At 60.6% G+C, this 17071-nt stretch carries 22 protein-coding genes and 1 tRNA gene; 9 read left to right on the top strand and 14 right to left on the bottom strand.

Going from position 1 to position 17071, the window contains the following annotated elements; all coding sequences use genetic code 11:
• The 6 genes from O2807_02740 to O2807_02715 all read left to right on the top strand — a co-directional run.
• A partial coding sequence (locus O2807_02740) for a 30S ribosomal protein S6--L-glutamate ligase (protein MDA0999423.1) occupies window positions 1-446 on the top strand: 446 nt, incomplete at its 5' end.
• Between the two features lie 117 nt (window positions 447-563).
• Entirely contained in the window at window positions 564-1049 is a 486-nt protein-coding gene (locus O2807_02735) for a hypothetical protein (GenBank protein ID MDA0999422.1), read from the top strand.
• Window positions 1050-1123: 74 nt separating this feature from the next.
• Entirely contained in the window at window positions 1124-2446 is a 1323-nt protein-coding gene (locus tag O2807_02730; GenBank protein ID MDA0999421.1) for a glutamate-5-semialdehyde dehydrogenase, read from the top strand.
• Window positions 2447-2458: 12 nt separating this feature from the next.
• Window positions 2459-2776, top strand: coding sequence for a cytochrome c (locus tag O2807_02725; GenBank protein MDA0999420.1), 318 nt, complete (start codon window positions 2459-2461; stop codon window positions 2774-2776).
• Between the two features lie 36 nt (window positions 2777-2812).
• The gene (gene corA / locus O2807_02720) at window positions 2813-3874 is read left to right on the top strand and encodes a magnesium/cobalt transporter CorA (GenBank protein MDA0999419.1); all 1062 of its coding nucleotides are present in this window, start codon (window positions 2813-2815) and stop codon (window positions 3872-3874) included.
• Between the two features lie 76 nt (window positions 3875-3950).
• Window positions 3951-4235 carry a hypothetical protein gene (locus O2807_02715; GenBank protein MDA0999418.1) on the top strand — a complete coding sequence of 95 codons (285 nt, stop codon included), beginning with the start codon at window positions 3951-3953 and terminating at the stop codon, window positions 4233-4235.
• Window positions 4236-4247: 12 nt separating this feature from the next.
• Here the strand turns inward: O2807_02715 and O2807_02710 are convergent, their stop codons facing one another.
• From O2807_02710 to coxB, 13 genes are all read right to left on the bottom strand, one after another.
• The gene (locus O2807_02710) at window positions 4248-5027 is read right to left on the bottom strand and encodes an ABC transporter permease (protein MDA0999417.1); all 780 of its coding nucleotides are present in this window, start codon (window positions 5025-5027) and stop codon (window positions 4248-4250) included.
• On the bottom strand, window positions 5024-5974 hold the full coding sequence (locus O2807_02705) for an ABC transporter ATP-binding protein (GenBank protein ID MDA0999416.1): 951 nt from the start codon (window positions 5972-5974) through the stop codon (window positions 5024-5026). The genes O2807_02710 and O2807_02705 overlap by 4 nt, the downstream gene beginning before the upstream one ends.
• Window positions 5971-6327 carry a DUF983 domain-containing protein gene (locus O2807_02700; protein MDA0999415.1) on the bottom strand — a complete coding sequence of 119 codons (357 nt, stop codon included), beginning with the start codon at window positions 6325-6327 and terminating at the stop codon, window positions 5971-5973. The genes O2807_02705 and O2807_02700 overlap by 4 nt, the downstream gene beginning before the upstream one ends.
• The gene (locus O2807_02695) at window positions 6324-6749 is read right to left on the bottom strand and encodes a DUF420 domain-containing protein (protein MDA0999414.1); all 426 of its coding nucleotides are present in this window, start codon (window positions 6747-6749) and stop codon (window positions 6324-6326) included. Before O2807_02695 ends, O2807_02700 begins: the two co-directional genes overlap by 4 nt.
• The gene (locus tag O2807_02690; GenBank protein MDA0999413.1) at window positions 6746-7459 is read right to left on the bottom strand and encodes an SCO family protein; all 714 of its coding nucleotides are present in this window, start codon (window positions 7457-7459) and stop codon (window positions 6746-6748) included. Before O2807_02690 ends, O2807_02695 begins: the two co-directional genes overlap by 4 nt.
• A 57-nt stretch (window positions 7460-7516) precedes the next feature.
• Window positions 7517-7810 carry a cytochrome C oxidase subunit IV family protein gene (locus O2807_02685; GenBank protein ID MDA0999412.1) on the bottom strand — a complete coding sequence of 98 codons (294 nt, stop codon included), beginning with the start codon at window positions 7808-7810 and terminating at the stop codon, window positions 7517-7519.
• 27 nt (window positions 7811-7837) lie between these two features.
• The gene (locus tag O2807_02680; protein MDA0999411.1) at window positions 7838-8476 is read right to left on the bottom strand and encodes a cytochrome c oxidase subunit 3; all 639 of its coding nucleotides are present in this window, start codon (window positions 8474-8476) and stop codon (window positions 7838-7840) included.
• Complete coding sequence (locus tag O2807_02675; protein MDA0999410.1) at window positions 8473-8727, bottom strand: hypothetical protein; 255 nt, start codon at window positions 8725-8727, stop codon at window positions 8473-8475. The genes O2807_02680 and O2807_02675 overlap by 4 nt, the downstream gene beginning before the upstream one ends.
• A 972-nt stretch (window positions 8728-9699) precedes the next feature.
• Window positions 9700-10332 carry a heme-copper oxidase subunit III gene (locus tag O2807_02670; GenBank protein ID MDA0999409.1) on the bottom strand — a complete coding sequence of 211 codons (633 nt, stop codon included), beginning with the start codon at window positions 10330-10332 and terminating at the stop codon, window positions 9700-9702.
• Window positions 10333-10458: 126 nt separating this feature from the next.
• Window positions 10459-11370, bottom strand: coding sequence for a heme o synthase (gene cyoE / locus O2807_02665; protein ID MDA0999408.1), 912 nt, complete (start codon window positions 11368-11370; stop codon window positions 10459-10461).
• The gene (locus tag O2807_02660) at window positions 11367-12311 is read right to left on the bottom strand and encodes a COX15/CtaA family protein (protein MDA0999407.1); all 945 of its coding nucleotides are present in this window, start codon (window positions 12309-12311) and stop codon (window positions 11367-11369) included. Before O2807_02660 ends, cyoE begins: the two co-directional genes overlap by 4 nt.
• A 26-nt stretch (window positions 12312-12337) precedes the next feature.
• Window positions 12338-14290, bottom strand: a complete 1953-nt coding sequence (locus O2807_02655; GenBank protein MDA0999406.1) for a cbb3-type cytochrome c oxidase subunit I — start codon at window positions 14288-14290, stop codon at window positions 12338-12340.
• Window positions 14291-14336: 46 nt separating this feature from the next.
• Window positions 14337-14996: a cytochrome c oxidase subunit II gene (gene coxB / locus O2807_02650; protein ID MDA0999405.1), complete on the bottom strand. Its 660-nt coding sequence runs from the start codon at window positions 14994-14996 to the stop codon at window positions 14337-14339.
• A 341-nt stretch (window positions 14997-15337) separates the two neighbouring features.
• Between coxB and O2807_02645 the strand changes: the two genes are divergently transcribed.
• Window positions 15338-15414: transfer RNA gene (locus O2807_02645), tRNA-Arg, on the top strand.
• Window positions 15415-15484: 70 nt separating this feature from the next.
• Here O2807_02645 and O2807_02640 read toward each other — a convergent pair.
• Entirely contained in the window at window positions 15485-15637 is a 153-nt protein-coding gene (locus O2807_02640) for a hypothetical protein (protein MDA0999404.1), read from the bottom strand.
• A gap of 207 nt (window positions 15638-15844) precedes the next feature.
• Here O2807_02640 and O2807_02635 point away from each other — a divergent pair, with 207 nt between their 5' ends.
• On the top strand, window positions 15845-16747 hold the full coding sequence (locus O2807_02635) for a hypothetical protein (protein ID MDA0999403.1): 903 nt from the start codon (window positions 15845-15847) through the stop codon (window positions 16745-16747).
• A gap of 4 nt (window positions 16748-16751) precedes the next feature.
• Window positions 16752-17071, top strand: a 320-nt coding sequence (locus O2807_02630) for a hypothetical protein (GenBank protein MDA0999402.1), incomplete at its 3' end; no start/stop codon positions are given.

Here is a 17071-nt window from a genome sequence, read left to right as displayed (position 1 = left end):
AGGGACGCGGCGTCATGCTGGCCAGGGGTGCGGCGGAGGCCCAGGCCATCGCCGACACGATGTGGAACCTGGAGCGGGACATCCTCATCCAGGAGTATGTGGAAGAAGCCCGCGGGCGCGACCTGCGGGTCCTCGTCATCGGGGGCCAGGCGATCGCCGCCGTCCGCCGCAGTGCCCGCCGGGGCGCCTTCCGCTCGAATCTCCACCAGGGGGGGAAGGTCAGCCGGGCCCGGCTGACCCGGGAGGCCGCCGAACTGGCCGTCCGCGCCGCCGCCCTCTGCGGGCTCGAAATCGCGGGCGTTGACCTTCTCGCATCGCGAAGGGGGCTGCTGGTCCTGGAGATCAATGCGGCGCCGGGCTTCGAGGGGATCGAAAACGCGGAGGGGAAGAACATCGCCGCGCTGATCGTCGCCTACATCGAAAAGCGTTTCTCGGAAACAAAATAGCGGAGCCGCCGCCGCGGTTTGCAGCCCCTGTGGGGGGACCTCTATAATCGGCCCGCCGTTGGATGGAACGGCACCCCGAAAAAATGATTCCATCCAAATTAATTTCTGAGGTACATATTGACATCCGGAAGAGACAATAAATTAACTGGTCAAGTTGGTGAACACCTTGTGACCGCAGAGTTGGGACGCTTGGGTATCATTGCGACTCCATTTTCTGGGAATGTCCCTGATATCGATATTGTCGCCTATGCAAATAAGAAGACAACACACATACAAGTAAAAACAATCAAAAAAGGTGACCTTCATCTTAATGTAAAGAAGTTCTTGAATATCGATATCGAAGAGAAAGGTCAAAAAATAACAGGGAAGAATAATGATATAGATAGAAAGTTGATTTATGTTTGCGTTTTTCTTGGAGAAAGACTTGGTGAAGATGAATTCTATATTTTCACACAGGGTTGGTTGCAAGATTATATCTATAAAACTTATCTGGGGAGGAAACCTCCCTTGAACATTGAATCATTTCATTATGCAATGAGAAAAAAGATGATTCTTGGACATCACAACAAGTGGCATTTGATCGAAAAGAATCTTGAAATTTAATCATTCCAAATGAGAGAATTTCTTGCTTTCTTTAACGCTTCAGAGCGCAATAATTTGAGGGTAGAGGCGGTTTTATGGCGGATATTGACCAAATCTGCGCCGAGGCGAGACGGGCGGCCCTCGCGATGGCGCCCCTGGATACGGAGGCGCGAAATGATGCGCTTCTGGCGATGGCGGATGCCATCGAGCGGGATGCAGTCGAAATCCTCGAGGCGAATGCCGCGGATGCCGCGGCGGCCGGGGAGGCAGTGGCCCGGGGAGAGATGTCAGGCGCCCTCCTGAAGCGGCTGGTGCTCGACCCCCCCAAGGTGCAGGGGATGGCCGAGGGGGTGCGGGCGGTGGCGGCGCTCCCCGATCCGGTGGGGCGGGTGACGTACGCCATGTTGCTGGATGAGGGGCTCATTCTCCGGCGGGTCACCTGTCCGCTCGGGGTGATCGCCGCCGTCTTTGAATCGCGCCCCGATGCGCTGGTGCAGATCGCCGCGCTCTGCCTCAAGGCCGGAAACGCCGCCATCCTCAAGGGGGGGCGGGAGGCCCTCCACTCGAACCGCGCTCTGGCCGCCCTGCTCTCGGCGGCGGCGGCCTCGAAGGGGAGCGTGCCGGCGGCGGCGGTGCAGCTGGTCGAGGCCCGCGAGGAGGTGGACGCCCTTCTCGGCCGGGACGATGCCATCGATCTGATCATCCCCCGCGGGGGAAACGATTTCGTCCGGCATGTCAAAACCCACTCGCGCATCCCCGTCCTGGGCCATGCGGACGGCATCTGCCATCTCTACGTTGACGCATCGGCTGATCTGGAGATGGCGGTCTCGCTCGCCGTGGACGCCAAGACGCAGTACGCGGCCGTCTGCAACGCCATCGAAACCCTGCTGGTCCACGAGAAGATGGCGGAGCGCTTCCTGCCGGAGCTGGCGGCGGCGCTGCGTGCGAAAGGGGTCGAGCTCCGCGGCTGCGCGCGGACGCGGGAGATCATCTCCGATGTGAAGCCGGCCGAGGAGGCGGACTGGAGCACCGAGTATCTCGACCTCATCTTGTCGGTGCGCGTGGTGGACACGCTCGATGCCGCCATCGATCACATCAACCGCTACGGCTCCCGCCACACCGAGGCCATCGTCACGACGGACGATGACACGGCCCGGATGTTTCTCTCCCGCGTGGACGCGGCGAGCGTGATGTGGAACGCCTCGACGCGCTTCGCGGACGGCTTCCGCTACGGCTTCGGGGCCGAGGTGGGCATCTCCACCGACAAGATTCACGCCCGCGGCCCGGTCGGCCTCGAGGGCCTGGTGACCTACAAGTACATCGTGGAAGGAGATGGGCACCGGGCGGCGGAATACGACGGCGCGGGCGCCCGGCCCTTCCTCCACCGCCCGCTGCCGCTCGATGGCGGAATACTTTGAGGGGCGACGCGGTTGGGCAAGCTCTGGATCGGAATCTTTCTCGCCTTCGCCGCCGCGCTCATCGCTACCCTCCTATATTTTCGGGACGGTCTCGTCAGCAGGGAGATCGACGGCGCGAGCCCCGAGAAGGTCTTCTCCCAGGTGTGCGCCCAGTGCCACGGTCTCCGGGGCGAGGGCCGCGGGGACATCGGGCCGCCCCTGCGCGGGAAAAATCTCTCCATCGCCCAGATCAAGAACCTCATCCAAAACGGCGGAAACCGCATGCCCCCACAGCCGTGGATCAAGGATGCGTTGCTCGATGCCCTCGCGCGCCACGTCGCGGGGCTGTAAAATGTCCCTCCTTGCTTCTCTCTCAGGGGGTTTTCCATGATCGTTGACCGGAATGTCTCACTGAAGACAGGTACGGCTCCCGGAACGCTGGTTCATATCGGGGAGGAGAAAGTCGAGAAACCCGCAATCCACGTTCTGGCCTACGATGCGGAGAAGGTTCGGGAGATCGGGGACGCAACGCTGGAGGAATGCTTCTCCTCCATCAAAGAGGAACTTGTCACCTGGATTGATGTCACCGGCCTGCACGATGTCGGCCTCATCCAAAAACTGGGCGAATCCCTGGGGATTCATTCTCTGGTGCTCGAGGATATTCTCAACACCTCTCACCGCCCCAAGGTCGAGTTTTTCGACGATTACATCTATACCGTCGTCAAGTTCATCCATTACATCAGCGCGGAGAACCGGATCGAAATCGAACAGGTGAGCATTCTGCTCGGAAAAGGGTTTGTGGTGACATTTCAGGAGCGGCCGAGGGATCCGTTTGATGCCCTGCGGGAGCGCATCCGCCGGGGAACCGGAAGATGGCGCAAGGCCCGGCCCGATTATCTCTACTACGCCGTTCTGGACAACATCGTGGACACCTATTTCGAGGACATGGAGGCGCTGGGAGAGGACCTCGAAGAGCTGCAGGATGTGACCGTCACCGATCCCAGCCCCGAGGTCATGCAGCGCATTTTCGCGCACCGGCTGAACATGCAGCTCATGCGGCGCGCCATCTTTCCCGTGCGGGACATGGTGAACCATATCCTTCAGACAGACTCCGCATTTTTCAAAAAAGACATGCCGCCCTTTTTCCGGGACATCTACGATCACGTGGCGCGCCTGATCGACAACATCGAGATCGCGCGCGACATGGCCGCGACGCTCATCGAGCTTCACATGGCCGTGACCAACCAGCGGATGAACGAGATTATGAAGGTGCTCACCATCATGGCCACCCTCTTCATCCCGCTCACGTTCGTCGCCGGCGTCTACGGGATGAACTTCAAGTTCATGCCCGAGCTCGAGTGGCGGTGGGGCTACTTCGCCGCCCTGGGCGGGATGGGCGCCGCCGCCGCCGGAATGCTCGTTTATTTCAGACGCAAAAAGTGGTTCTAGGGAGGGGCTGGCCCCGCGTGCTGTGCGCGGGGGGGAGCAAATGTGTTTAACTGTTTGAGAATATGGAGATGGGATAATGGAAGGTAAAAGGATGCCCGGCCCAATCAAAAATGTGAACAAGCCCTATCGAAGTAAAGAAATCGAAAGTCCAGAGGTGAGGAAGTTTTTTGAGGAACTCGACAGCGAAGAAGTGATTCTGGAGAAAATGACCGAGGGTGAGGATGGAACCTATCGCCTTTGGTCTGCATCAGGCGAGATAGGTGCAAAGGCCATCGAGACTCCAGAAGAAGTAGTCCCGGATACTGATATGCGTTTTGCTGATTTGCATCTCGGTCATTTTGAATACTTCGAGGAACTTTGATAGCGGTTCTCCTCACCCCCTCCCCGCGGTCCGCACGGCGAAGAGGAAGGTCACGAGGCCGAAGAGCGCCGTCACGGCGAGGGAGAGGGCAAGGCCCGGGAGATGGCCCACGGCCTCGGGCTGCGCGGCGTAGAGGGCGTGCCGCAGCGCCGCCATCCCGTAGGTGAGGGGGTTGATCTTCATGATCCAGGCGAGCCAGGTGTGGGCCCCCGCCGCCGGGAAGACCGCCCCCGAGAGCAGCCAGAGCGGGATCAGGACAAGATTCATGATGGCGTGAAAGCCCTGGGTGGATTCCATCCGCCAGGCGAAGAGCAGCCCCAGCCCGGTCAGGGCGAAACCGATCATCCCCATGACGGCGATCGCCGCCGCCGCCCCCGCCGCCGAGAGCGGGACGCCGGCGAGGGGCGCCGCGATGAGCAGCAGAATCCCCTGGATCAGCGCCAGCGTTGTCCCGCCGAGGATTTGGCCAAGCACGATGGCCGATCTGGGGACGGGGGCGACGAGCACCCCCTGGAGAAAGCGCTCTTTTTTGTCCTCCACGACGGCGAACGTCGAGAAGATGGAGGTGAAGAGAATGACCATCCCCAGAATGCCGGGATAGAAGTACTCCAGATAGTCGGCCCGGCTCCCCAGCCCGCCCGGCATCTTGAAGGACTCCCCGAAGCCGCTTCCCAGGATAAGCCAGAAGATAATGGGCTGCCCGAAGGCGCCGACGATGCGGCTGCGCTGCCGGAGGAAGCGGACCAGCTCGCGGCGCCAGATGGTGTAGACCGGCAGGAGGTAGCGGATCATTTTCGCCCCTCCCCTTCGGCGTCCTCTTCCTGCCAGAAGCGCCGGCCCGTCTCGTGGATGAAAACATCCTCCAGCGTCGGCCGGCCGAAGGTGAGCGATTTCACCTCGCCCGGAAAGGCTTCGATCACCCGGGGGATCATCTCGTGCGCGCCGGTTTGTTCGATGCGGAGCGTGCCGTCCACCCGGGTGGATTCGATGCCGAAGCGGCTTTTGATTTTTTCCTGCAAGGCGCCTGCGTCGGGCGATTCGATGGCGACCACCTCGCCCCCGATTTTTTTCTTCAGCGCCTCGGGCTCTCCCAGGGCAACCAGGTTCCCCTCGTTCAGGATTCCTACCCGGTCGCACCGGTCGGCCTCCTCGAGGATATGGGTGGTGAGGACCACGGTGGTGCCGCGATCCGCGCGGAGGCGGCCGATCTCATCGCCGAAATCGCGGCGGGCGGCCGGGTCGAGGCCGGTGCTGGGCTCGTCGAGAAAAAGAATGTCCGGCTCCGGCAGGAGCGCCTTGGCCAGTTCCACGCGCCGCTGGAGGCCGCCCGAGAGGGTCTCGGTCAGTTCGCCCGCCCGATCCGCCAGGCCGAAGCGCTCGAGGAGCCCCTCGGCCGCGGCGCGGAGCGCTTTTCCCCGGAGGCCGAAGAGGTGGCCGTGGTGGATGAGGTTTTCGATGACCTTGAGCTTGGGGTCCACGCTGGGATGCTGAAAAACGACGCCGATCCGGCGGCGGACGGCGGCGGCGTCCCGCTGGGGCGAGAGGCCGAAGATCTCTGCCGTGCCGCCCGAGGGGCGCATCAAGGTGGTGAGGATGCGGAAGAGGGTGGTCTTCCCGCCGCCGTTCGGGCCGAGGAGGCCGAAGATCTCCCCCGCGGCCACCTCGAAGCTGACGCCGTTCAACGCCATCCGCTCGCCGTAGTAGTGGCGGAGCTCGCGCACGCTCAGTGCGGTACTCATGCGTCAGGCCTCCCGGAGATGAAATGATCCGCGTTCAGCCAGAGACTGCAGGAAAACCGGTAGAAAAAAAAGGGGAAAACGATACAGAACGCCCCCCAGAGGAGGAGCTGGGTGCGCAGGCTGGCGGCCAGCCACGCATCGAGCGCGAAAAAACCCGCGATGGAGATACCGACCGTGGCGCCGTAGTTCAGGTAAATGGCGCCGACGTAGTAGCCGGGCTCCCGCTCGAAGGGGGATCCGCACGCCTCGCAGCATGTCCGCTTGCGGATGAGCCCCTCGAATATCCGGCCCTCCCGGCAGGCGGGGCACCGCAGGCGCGCCGCGTTCCGGAGAAGGGCGAAAAAGCGGCTCATGATCCCGGGTAGAGCCGGTAGAGGAGCAGATAGACGAGCACGCCGGTGATGGAGGTGTAGAGCCAGATCGGCAGCGTCCAGCGGGCGATCCGCTTGTGGCGCTCGAACTGCTCCTTCCAGGCGCGGTAGAGGGTGATCAGCGCGAGGAAAGGGACCAGCGCCGCAAAGATGATGTGCGTGATGAGGATGAAGAAATACACGGGCCGGATCCAGCCCTGTCCCTGGAAGGGAACCGAGCCGACGTTGAAATGGTAAATCAGATAGGAAATCAGAAAGGCGACGGAAACGAAAAAAGCGCTTTCCATGAGTTTTTGGTGCTGGCTTTTGTGCCCGCCCCGGATCTTGATGTAGCCCGCGATCAGCAGAAAGAAGCTGAGGGTATTCAGTCCGGCGTTGAGTGCGGGGAGCGATTCGAGGTTCAAGTTTTTTCCTTTATGACGAGAAGCAGGTCCCGGCGGAGCTGTTTCAGGGCGTCGGCGTTGTCGATCAGATAGTAGCCCCGTATCCGGGCGCTCCGGTCGATCAGGACGAAGCGGGAGCTGTGCGAGATCAGATCCGAAAGCGGTCCCTTGGGTTTGTGCTCGGGATGGTGGGCATGGGCCGCGCGCGGGGAGAGGAGCCCGCCCGCCGCTTCCATGAGCCGCCCTGCCGGGCCGCCGAGGCGGGAGATTTTCGACACATAGGCGAGGCGGAACCCTTTCCGGGCGATCTGGGCGATCTCCTTCTCCGGTCCGGTGAGCAGGGTCCAGCGATCCGCCGGGACGGGGAACTTCGCGGCGTAGCGGGCCAGCACGGGGGGGGTGTCGTGTCGCGGGTCCACCGTGATGGAAAGAAGGCCGAAGGCGGCGTGTTCCTTCATCTCGGCGAAAAGGAGGGCCATCTCCGCCGATTGCGCCGGGCAGGTATCCTCGCAGCGCGTGTAGATGAGGTCTGCGACCCAGACCCTGCCCATCAAGCTTTGCCGGGTGAAAGGCCTCCCCGCGGTGTCGGTGAGCCGGAACTCGGGAAGCTCCCCGTAGACGGGGGGAGGCGGCGCGAGCCCACCTGCCCGCCAGAGGAGGACCGCCCCCAGCAGGGCGGCGGCTAGTGCGGCAAGGGCGGCCAGCTTCCGCGGTGTCATCTGGCTGTTCAAGGGCGGAACTCTCCCGCGGATTGGCGGCCAAGGAGTGGGTCGGCGCGTTTGTGCAGGTTAAAAATCCGGAAGAAGCATCAACACGACGAAGACGCAAAGCACCAGCGGGATGAACGCGATGAACGCGAGCGCCATCCGCTCGAAGCGCAGGTGCATGAAGTACATCGCGACCAGGCCCGCTTTGACAAGCGCCATGCCGACGAGGAGGAATCCCTTCAGGAGTTGCGGGTAGGCAGGCCCCGCGGCGGGATAGCCCGCCATGATTTCCAGAATGGTCAGCGCCAGAAGCCACCAGAAGATGGCCATGTAGTTCACGCTGTGATCATCGTGTGCCGTGTGACCTGCGGCCATGGGTATCGCTCCTGTTTCCTGGAAATTTTAGAGAAGATAGACGAATGTGAATACGAGAATCCAGACGAGATCGACGAAGTGCCAGTACAGCCCCACGATCTCGACCGCATTGTAGTTACCGGCGGAGTAAGCGCCTTTGTTGGCCTGCGCGCGGATGCACAGGAGGTAGATGACGCCGCCCGTGACGTGCATGCCGTGAAAGCCGGTGATGATGAAGAAGGTCGTTGCGAAGAGCCGGGCCGAGTTCGGAAATTTCTCGGCGAAGTGGCCGCTCATGCCGGAGATGCCGAGACCCTCGCCGATGAGGTGGTTCCATTCGAAGACCTGCATCCCCAGAAAGATGAGCCCGCCGAGAATGGTCAGCGAAAGAAAACGGACTATCCTTCCCTGATCGCCCCTCTTGGCGGCGTCCAGCGCCTTGACCATCGTCACGCTGCTGCAGATGAGCAGGAAGGTCATGAAGGCGGTCATCGAGATGCCCAGAACGTCGGCCGGCACCGGCCAGGTGGTGCTCGATCCGCGCATGACGGCGTAGCCGGCGAGCAGGGTGCCGAAGGACATGGCGTCCCCCGCGAGGAACACCCACATTCCGAGCTTTCCCCAGCTCTCGGGGGTCAGCGGCGTTTCAGCCGGTTCGACGGCATGTGACACAGCGGCTTGGCTCAAAACGGTTTCTCCTGGCGGGACCGGAAGAGGCGGCGGAGCCATCCCGTGCGGTGCTTTCCAGCATCCCCGCGCGCGGAATACAAGACCACCCCTCCCACGGTACCGGCGACGGCAAAGGGCATTCCCATCAGAAACAGCATGCTCCACAAAAAGGAGGCGTCATCGAGGCCGCACACCGCGCAGGCCGACGCCGCTCCGGGAGCCAGCAGGAAGCCCGCGCCCATTGCCCCAAAAATGATGGATAATTTCATGTTTTTCATCGCGCCCGGATTATGCAATCCCCCCCCGCGGGTGTCAACAAATCGCGGTTTTAAAGGGCAGAAATGGGGGGATTTTCGGTTCTCCGGAATGGCCGGGGAATTTCGGCGGAACGGCCATTTCCCCCTTCGTTTGGCAGCGGGAAGGAATGTAGCATGAACAATCAGGGATAAGCAGAAAAACGGCTCTTGTACTCCTTTTTTCGGGGGGCAGGCTGGGTTGTCGGGTTTTGATGTCCCGAACGATTCAGCTCGAAAAAATGTGAGCTGTGAGGGGGTCAAAATTTCTGGCGGCCGGGAAAATGCAACATTGGGGCTCAGAAAAACTATTTTCTGAACCCCCCCCGGTGGTATATTGGAGAGTCCGTTGTTTTTTGGGGTTCGAGAGCAATTCCCTTCAAAGTAACCATCGCCTCGGGGAAGAGGACTATGGCCGCGGAATCCGAACACCGGCTCTACACACGCTTTCCCGTCCCCATCCCTGTAGCGGTCATCGCGCCAGCGCTCTCGAATCTGCCTCTTATTCCTGAGGACATATGTGCAAGCGGACTCCAGTTGACCATTTCGAAGGAGCCCGACTTGAACAGAGAAGTGGAATGTTCGATTCGGATACACAAAGATGTGTTCGAGGGTATTTCCGCTGTCCCCGTATGGGGAAGGGTGTTTGAAGACGATCCCCCGACATGGATCATGGGCCTGAAGTTCGAATTGCCAGAGGACAAACGCGGACAACTCGAAAAATCCCTTCGGCAAGCCCTCGGCTAGGCACAAATGGATCGCCGGCCAAAACCCCCATCCGGGTTTATGGACCGCCCGGGTTTCGCGGGGGCCATGCCCCCTTTTTCATCCCGCCGTCTTTTCCCCGAAAAATAATTCCATGGAAGTCAGCCAGTTGTTCACCACGGAAATCAGCCCGTTGCTCAGACAGGCCGGCGAATCGCGGTTTTGCTCCCTGGGTTTCGTCCCCTACAGCAGGTAGACCAGGAAGAAGAGCACCGGCCAGAGGCCGACCACCAGATGCCAGTACATGCCGCAGGTCTGGACCCGGGCATGGCGCTCGGGGGTGAAATGGCCCTGCCAGGCGCCGTAGAGGACCGTCAGGAGCCACAGGACGCCCCCCAGGACGTGGAGGCCGTGCGTGCCGATGATGGTGTAGAAGGTGGAGCCGAAAACCCCCGAGGAGGCCGTCAGGCCGAACCGCAGCAGCCGGAGCCACTCGTAGCCCTGGATGAGGAGAAAAACCACCCCCAGCAGGGCGGTCAGGGCCAGCCCCCGGAAAAGCTGTTTTTGGTCTCCCCGGGCGATCGCCCCGCGGGCGCGGGTCATGGTGACGCTGCTGAGAAGTAAAATGACCGTGTTCGCCGCCGTCACCTCCACCGGGAGGCGGGGCAGGAAGGGCGGAGGCCAGGGGCGCCCGCTGAACCGGAAGACCAGAAAGGCGCCGATCAGGCCGGCGAAGAACATGATCTCTGCGGCGATGAAGGCCAGCATGGCGAGCCGGGCGTTTCCGATGAGCGGTTTCCCGTCGTGGAATTGGAGCGGCTCGCCGCCGCCCGCCTCCCTATTTTCCGGGAAGACTGCGTCCGCATTGTTTTTCATCGGGCGAGACCCGCCTTTATTTGACGATCGCCAAGATGGCCGAAAGCGCGCTGATGGCCAGAACCATCAGCAGCAGAAAGAGCGCCGTGCGCCGGTTTTTCTCTTTGAGCGAGTCGCTGCCCAAGGTCATCCCTTTATCTGATCGAGCACCATGACCAGCAACACCAGCGGCAGATAACCGAGCGAAGCGTAGAAGAGCCGCCGGGCCGCCGCCGTGTTTCGCTCCATGGAGAGCCGGACGCCGAAGTAGAGGTACGCCAGGCCCAGCGCCAGGGCCGTGAAAAAATAGACCGGCCCGGCGAGTCCGACGAGGGTCGGCATCAGGCTCACCGGCAGCAGCGCGACGCAGTGGTTGATTACCTGGCGGCCCGTGCTTTTCCCGTCGGGTTCCTCCACCGGCAGAAGACGGATTCCCGCCCGGGCAAATTCGTCCCGGTACAGCCAGGCGATGGCCAGCGCGTGGGGAATCTGCCAGAAGAAAAGAATCGCGAACAAGATGGCCGGTTCGATCGCCAGAGTGCCCGCCGCGGCCGCCCATCCCAGAACGGGCGGCATGGCGCCCGGTATGGCGCCGACGATGCTGTTCAGCGAGGTGAAGCGCTTCAGCGGGGTGTACAGGAAAAGATAGAGCCCGCCGGTGAGGGTGATGAGATGACCGCTGAGCGTGTTCACCGCCAGATAGAGGTAGGCGATGCCGCCCACTGTCAGGATCGTGCCGAAGATGATCGCGTCCCAGCGCTGGAGTCTTCCGCCGGGGAGCGGCCGGGTGCGCGTCCTGCGCATGAGGGCGTCCACCTCCTGCTCGGCCGCCTGGTTGAGGGCGAGCGTCCCGCCGGTGGCGAGGCCGATGCCGATGAGGCTGTTCAGCAGGGTGGCGTAGGCGATTTTCCCGCTCGAGGCGAGATAGAAGCCGGCCGCGGCGGCGACGAGCACCATCGGGATCAGGCGCGGCTTCGTCAGGGCGATGAAGTCCGCCAGCCGCTGGGCGGCGCCCCGCTCTCCGCGCACGGTGAGGGTCTCGCCCCGGGATGAGATCATGCCGGAACGCCCCCGGCCGTATAGCTGCCGCGCGGAAGAGCCCACTCGCCCTCCGCCGCCCGGTAGAGGCGCAGGGCCAGGATCAGCGCCGATGCGAACAGCAGCGATCCGATCACGACATGGGCCGATGTCACGATGACGATGCCGCCGCGGTAAAGGTCATCTCCCATCGAGGTGTATTTCACCAGATAGGAGCCCGCCCCCAGCGCCAGCTGAAGCGCGAGAAAGATCCAGAGCGCATGGGCCGGATGGGTCAAATCCTCGCCCGAGCCCGGATGGCGGAGCACTTTCATGGAGAGCCGGATGCACAGGATGCTCGCGAGCACCGCGAAAAGGAGATGGGCGTCCAGGCGCGCCCCCGTGTGACGGAGGATGGCGCCGAAGACAATCTGTATGTAGATGAAGATGACCACCATCCGCGCCAGGCGGCGGAAATCCTGCCCCTCCTCGGGCGTCATATCGCTCGCGGGCTGGTGCCAGCTCGGCGAGGTGACGAGCGCGATGCTGACCATGAGGCCGAAGAAAAGCTGCGCCAGGCACGCGTGAACGATGGCGAGATCGATCTTGAGCAGCACCACGCGCAATCCGCCGAGGAGGCCTTGCAAAACCACGAGGCCGAGCGCCGCGGCGGCCATCCAGCGGACCCATTTGCGCGGCTCGTTCATCCAGATGGAGGCCGCGGTCAGGATGGTGAATATGCCGGCCAGGGAGCCGAGAAGCCGGTGGGAGTGCTCGTAGAAAATACCGCCCACCATCTTGGCCCAGGGGAAAAGAAACATGTTGTAGCCAAAGGTGCTCGGCCAGTCGGGGACGGATAGCCCCGCCCCGAGGCTGGTCACCAGACCGCCGGCGTAAATGAGGATCAGGCTGATCCCGCAGGTGATGAACGCAAGGCGGTGCGCCCATCCGGGCGAAGCGGGGCGCGGATTCTGAAGTACCATGATGGGCCTCCTGAGTGGCCCGGCCGCTAATGCGTCGCGGCCCCGGTGGGCATTTCCTTGGTCTGCGGCGCCCAGTCATCGCTGTCGCCCGGCATGCTGTACTCGTAGGGGCCGCGATGGACAACCGGCAGCGTCGGCCCGAAGTTTCCGTGCGGGACCGGGTAGCTGACGGTCCACTCCAGCGTGTTGGCGCTCCAGGGATTCTGCTCGGCCGGCGCGCCGAAATCCGCCATGTTGCGGGCGTGGTAGCGCCAGATGAGGGCCAGAACGGCGAGCGCAACGATTCCCGCGAAAGTCCGGCCCGCGAGCGTCGCGGCCTGCGGCTTCACCAGCCCTTCCAGCAGGAAGGTGACCGCCTTGTAGGAAATGAATGTGCACACCAGGCTCGATACCGTCTGGGCCAGCGTCCGGTACGCCTTGTTGTTCCAGTGGAAGATGGAGCCGAAGAAGTTGAGGGCGAAGGGCAGCTGCGCAAGCCCCAGCCCCAGCGCGCCCAGTGTGATGAGGACGTTGATGGACTGCAGGTCCTTGAGGAACTCATATTGCAGCGGGTTGTAGATGCGGCGCATGTGGCCGCCCACGCCCAGGATGTGCATCGGGAAAAAGGTCATGTTGAAGAAAATGAACGTCAGCCAGAAATGCACCCGGCCGAGGCTGTCGTCCAGCTTGGTGCCGAACATCTTCGGGAACCAGAAGATGATGCCCCCGAAGATGGCGAAGACGCTTCCGCCGAACACGACGTAATGAATGTGGGCCACGATGAAATAGGTGTCGTGGATGAAGATGTCCACCACGTTCGCGGCCATGAAGATGCCGCTCAGGCCGCCGATGACGAACATCGAGACGAAGGCCAGCGTGTGGAGCATCGGGACCGTGAAACGGATCGTCCCCTTCCAGAGCGTTCCCAGCCAGTTGAACGTCTTGATGGCCGAGGGCACCGCGATGACCATGGTTGTCATCATGAAGGCCGAGCCCAAGGCAGGGTTCATCCCGCTCTGGAACATGTGGTGGCCCCACACGATCCACGAGAGGAAGGCGATGGCCGCGATGGCGTAGACCATGGCGCGGTAGCCGAAGACGGGCTTACGGGAGAAAACCGAGAGCAGGTCCGAGCCGATGCCCATCGCCGGGAGGATCAGGATGTAGACCTCCGGGTGGCCGAAGAACCAGAAAAGGTGCTGCCAGAGCAGGGGCTCGCCGCCCGCCTTCGGGTTGAAGAACGTCGTGCCGAGCGTGCGGTCGAACACGAGCATGGCCGCCGCCGAGCCCAGCACCGGCAGCGCCAGCAGCGAGAGGATGGCCACGATGAAGATCGCCCAGATGACGAGCGGGAGGCGGAACCAGGTCATCCCCTTCGTGCGCATGTTGATGACGGTGGTGATGTAGTTGACCGCGCCCATCATCGAGGAGATGCCGAGAACGAAGAGCGCGATCGCCCAGATGACTTGTCCCGACATGACGCCGGTGTACTCCTCCACCGTGGAGAGCGGCGCGTAGCCCGTCCAGCCGGAGGCGGCGTGTCCCCCTTCGACCCAGAAGCCCGCCATCATGATGACGCCGCCGAGGACGGCGACCCAGAAGGAGAGCAGGTTCAGCAGCGGGAAGGCCATGTCCCGCGCGCCGATCATGAGCGGAATGAGGAAGTTGCCGAAGCATCCCACCAGGATCGGCATCACCACGAGGAACACCATGATCGTGGCGTGCATCGTGAAGAGCATGTTGTAGAAAGCAGGGGTCACGATGCCCGTGGGCATCATGTTGCTCTCTTCCGTGACCCAGCCGAAGCCCCATACCGAGGTTTCCGGCCAGGCGAGCTGCCAGCGGACCATGAGGGCGAGAAGACCGCCCACGATCATCATCAACAGTCCCAGCCAGAGAAACTGCTTGCCGATGGTCTTGTGATCCATCGAGAAGATGTATTTCGATATGAAAGTTTCGTGGTGGGCGTGCGCATCGTGCCCGGCTGCCGTGGCGCTCATGCTTTATTTCTCTCCCCGTGTTCGGGGGCGGAAGGCCCCGGAAGGATTATTTTTTGTAGGTCTTGGCGATCCACTCGCCGTAGTCCGCCTCGGAGTGGACCGTGAGCTTTCCGTTCATCCCCGAATGCCCGAACCCGCAAAGCTCGGCGCAGGGCATTTCATACGTTCCGGTCTTGGTGGCGGTGAACCAGAAAAAGGTTTCCCTGCCGGGAAGAATGTCCTGCTTCAGGCGGAGCGCGGGAACGAAGAAGCTGTGAATGACATCTACGCCCTTGAGCGTGAGGAGCACCTTCTTGCCCACCGGAACGTGGAGGGCGTTGTCGCGCACCACGTCATCCGCCGTGCCGAATTTTCCGTCCGGGCCCGCGTAGCGGACGATCCAGTTGAACTGCTTGCCGGTGACCTCCACGCGCACGTCCGGTTTCGCCGGCAGATTCATCTTGATGTGGGCCCAGCCCGTCTGGCTCATGAACATGAGCACCACGAGGATCAGCGCCGGTATCACCGTCCAGGCGATCTCGAGCATGTTGTTGCCGTGGGTATAGGTCGCCTTCGCCCCCGGCTTGTCCCGGTAGGCGATGAGGAACCAGACCATGAGGGCCGCCACGAGAATGAACGTGGCCCCGGTGATGTAGTAGATGACGTAGAAGAGAGCATCAATTTCCTGACCCTCGAGGGAGATGTTCTCGGGGAGCCAACTGAGCATGGATGAGGTACCTCTGAGGGAAAGAGCCAAAAGAAAACCGGGGCCCCCGCACGGGGAAACCTTCGAAACCCGGCTGGGTTCGGGCCAGCGGCCCCTTTTCGGAGGCCGCCTGGGCGAAACCGGGAGAAGTCTAAAGGATGGGGGGGGAGGATTCAACCAAGCAAAAGCGGAAAATCGCCCAATCTAAAAGAAAACACGCGCAAAACGCCGGATATCTCCGCCCCTTTTCATCGCGGATCGGCCCGGGCGGTGAATTCCGCCGGGGGCGCCCCCCGCAAAAGGAAGATCGCGGCCCGCCCTTGACGCTCCCGAACCCCTTCTATATGTTGGCCCCCTTCCGGGCGCCAGTAGCTCAGCTGGATAGAGCGTCTGACTACGGATCAGAAGGTCGGGGGTTCGAATCCCTCCTGGCGCACCATAAAAATCCCATCAGGCCGCGGCGATTTTTGGGTGGAGGCGGCCGCGGTCTTTTTTTTGGGGCGAGGGGGCTACCGCATCCGGAACCGCTGGCGGAGGGCGAGGAGGAACTGCGCCAGCAGGGTGAAACTGACGACAGATTGAAATGCCGCCCACAGCTTGATGGAGAGGGCCACTTTGCAGCTGCGGATCAAAAGGTCGGAGATTCGAACCCTTCCTGTCATACCAGTAGAATCAATGGGTTATGAGAAATATCCTTTTTAAATGGTCAAAATGAACCGTGAAAAAAACCGTACAGATTGCAAAAAATACTTGCCCAAAGTTGATCAAATAAATTTTAAGCGCAGACTGAGCCAGTGCTCATGATATAGCTTGAGGTCCAAGTCCTACCGGGCCTAGCAATGATCTTTGGATTTTGAAAGGTGTTTTTAATGTCATCTCTCGTTGAACAGCTTCAAGCCGAAGCTCTAGATTCAAAGATTAGCGTTACGGAACTTCTCCGTAAGGCAAAAATGGTAGCGGCAAAGCTGAATTTGGATGACATGCAAGAATGGTTAGAAAATGAAATGAATGGCTACAAATCAATGGATAATGATGACTATCCCAGCTATCGAATTGTAACAGGCCATCCGCAGGCCTTGAATACGTATCGTGGGTGGGAGCCTCTTATGGTCGCTAATGCTCCCGACCTTGAGAGAGCTATCTCTACACGATCGATTAACTCATCCGTTGCAGAATTGGAGGATCTTCTAAAGGCTGATGGTGACATAGGTATGTCATTCGACCCTGCAACCAAGGCCAAACTTCAAGAAGGGATGAATTATCCTGCAGAATTGCGGGTCCTCTTGTCGAGGTCGTGTATTGCCCACATTCTTGAAGCTGTTCGTAATGTTATTTTGGATTGGAGCGTTAATTTGGAAAAAGCAGGCATAAAAGGGGATGGAATTTCCTTCTCTCAACAAGAAAAGGAAGATGCTCAGAACGCCACGACAATTCATATTGGCAACATCACCAACTTTTCCGGCAACATCGGAAATGTAAGTGACCAAGCCGTTGTCAATGCCACCCAGACGAATACCTTTTCTCAAGCAAATCTAGATGAAATACGCTCCCTTGTTTCCCAGATGCGAGAGTACCTGCCAGCCGTTGATCTTGATGACGAGGACTCCGTTGAGAATGAGGCGAGGATTATCGAAGACGAGCTTTCAGCCGAACAGCCCGATCACGCGCGGATTAGAAACGCCCTGTCGTCCCTAGGAAGAATACTCCAAGGCGCAGCCGAAAATATCATTGTTTCTGGTGTTATCCACCAGATAAGGACCATTTTAGGTTGATTCTATGATGGATATGAAGCTGCTTGTCGATTCGTGTGTGTTCATCGATTCGTTTGATCCGAAGTCACCCAATCATTCCACTTCACTTCAACTGCTTACGAAATTACGAGAGCAGGGCTTTACGATTACCATGCCAGCACATGCGTGGTTTGAAATTCAGTGCACACTCCAAAGACTAATTATGGAAAAGAAATTTGAGGGGTCTACCATAGCTGGCAAAACGGATTACCCGGTTGAATTGATTCACATAGACAAACCGTTTATTCAGAAGTACCAAATGGCCGACATCCCATATATCAAGAGCGGCGATCACATCTTCATTGC

It is taken from the genome of bacterium (assembly GCA_027622355.1).
GTDB lineage: Bacteria > UBA8248 > UBA8248 > UBA8248 > UBA8248 > JAQBZT01.
The sequence above is the reverse complement of the archived record's forward strand: the minus strand, read 5'-3'. Positions and strand labels throughout refer to the sequence as shown.

Bases quoted from the DNA above. Each gene is read 5' to 3' on its own strand.
- O2807_02730 (MDA0999421.1), top strand. From the start codon at position 1,124: ATGGCGGATATTGACCAAATCTGCGCCGAGGCGAGACGGGCGGCCCTC.
- corA (MDA0999419.1), top strand. From the start codon at position 2,813: ATGATCGTTGACCGGAATGTCTCACTGAAGACAGGTACGGCTCCCGGA.
- O2807_02715 (MDA0999418.1), top strand. From the start codon at position 3,951: ATGGAAGGTAAAAGGATGCCCGGCCCAATCAAAAATGTGAACAAGCCC.
- O2807_02710 (MDA0999417.1), bottom strand. From the start codon at position 5,027: ATGATCCGCTACCTCCTGCCGGTCTACACCATCTGGCGCCGCGAGCTG.
- O2807_02705 (MDA0999416.1), bottom strand. From the start codon at position 5,974: ATGAGTACCGCACTGAGCGTGCGCGAGCTCCGCCACTACTACGGCGAG.
- O2807_02700 (MDA0999415.1), bottom strand. From the start codon at position 6,327: ATGAGCCGCTTTTTCGCCCTTCTCCGGAACGCGGCGCGCCTGCGGTGC.
- O2807_02685 (MDA0999412.1), bottom strand. From the start codon at position 7,810: ATGGCCGCAGGTCACACGGCACACGATGATCACAGCGTGAACTACATG.
- O2807_02675 (MDA0999410.1), bottom strand. From the start codon at position 8,727: ATGAAATTATCCATCATTTTTGGGGCAATGGGCGCGGGCTTCCTGCTG.
- O2807_02670 (MDA0999409.1), bottom strand. From the start codon at position 10,332: ATGAAAAACAATGCGGACGCAGTCTTCCCGGAAAATAGGGAGGCGGGC.
- cyoE (MDA0999408.1), bottom strand. From the start codon at position 11,370: ATGATCTCATCCCGGGGCGAGACCCTCACCGTGCGCGGAGAGCGGGGC.
- O2807_02660 (MDA0999407.1), bottom strand. From the start codon at position 12,311: ATGGTACTTCAGAATCCGCGCCCCGCTTCGCCCGGATGGGCGCACCGC.
- O2807_02655 (MDA0999406.1), bottom strand. From the start codon at position 14,290: ATGAGCGCCACGGCAGCCGGGCACGATGCGCACGCCCACCACGAAACT.
- coxB (MDA0999405.1), bottom strand. From the start codon at position 14,996: ATGCTCAGTTGGCTCCCCGAGAACATCTCCCTCGAGGGTCAGGAAATT.
- O2807_02640 (MDA0999404.1), bottom strand. From the start codon at position 15,637: ATGACAGGAAGGGTTCGAATCTCCGACCTTTTGATCCGCAGCTGCAAA.
- O2807_02635 (MDA0999403.1), top strand. From the start codon at position 15,845: ATGTCATCTCTCGTTGAACAGCTTCAAGCCGAAGCTCTAGATTCAAAG.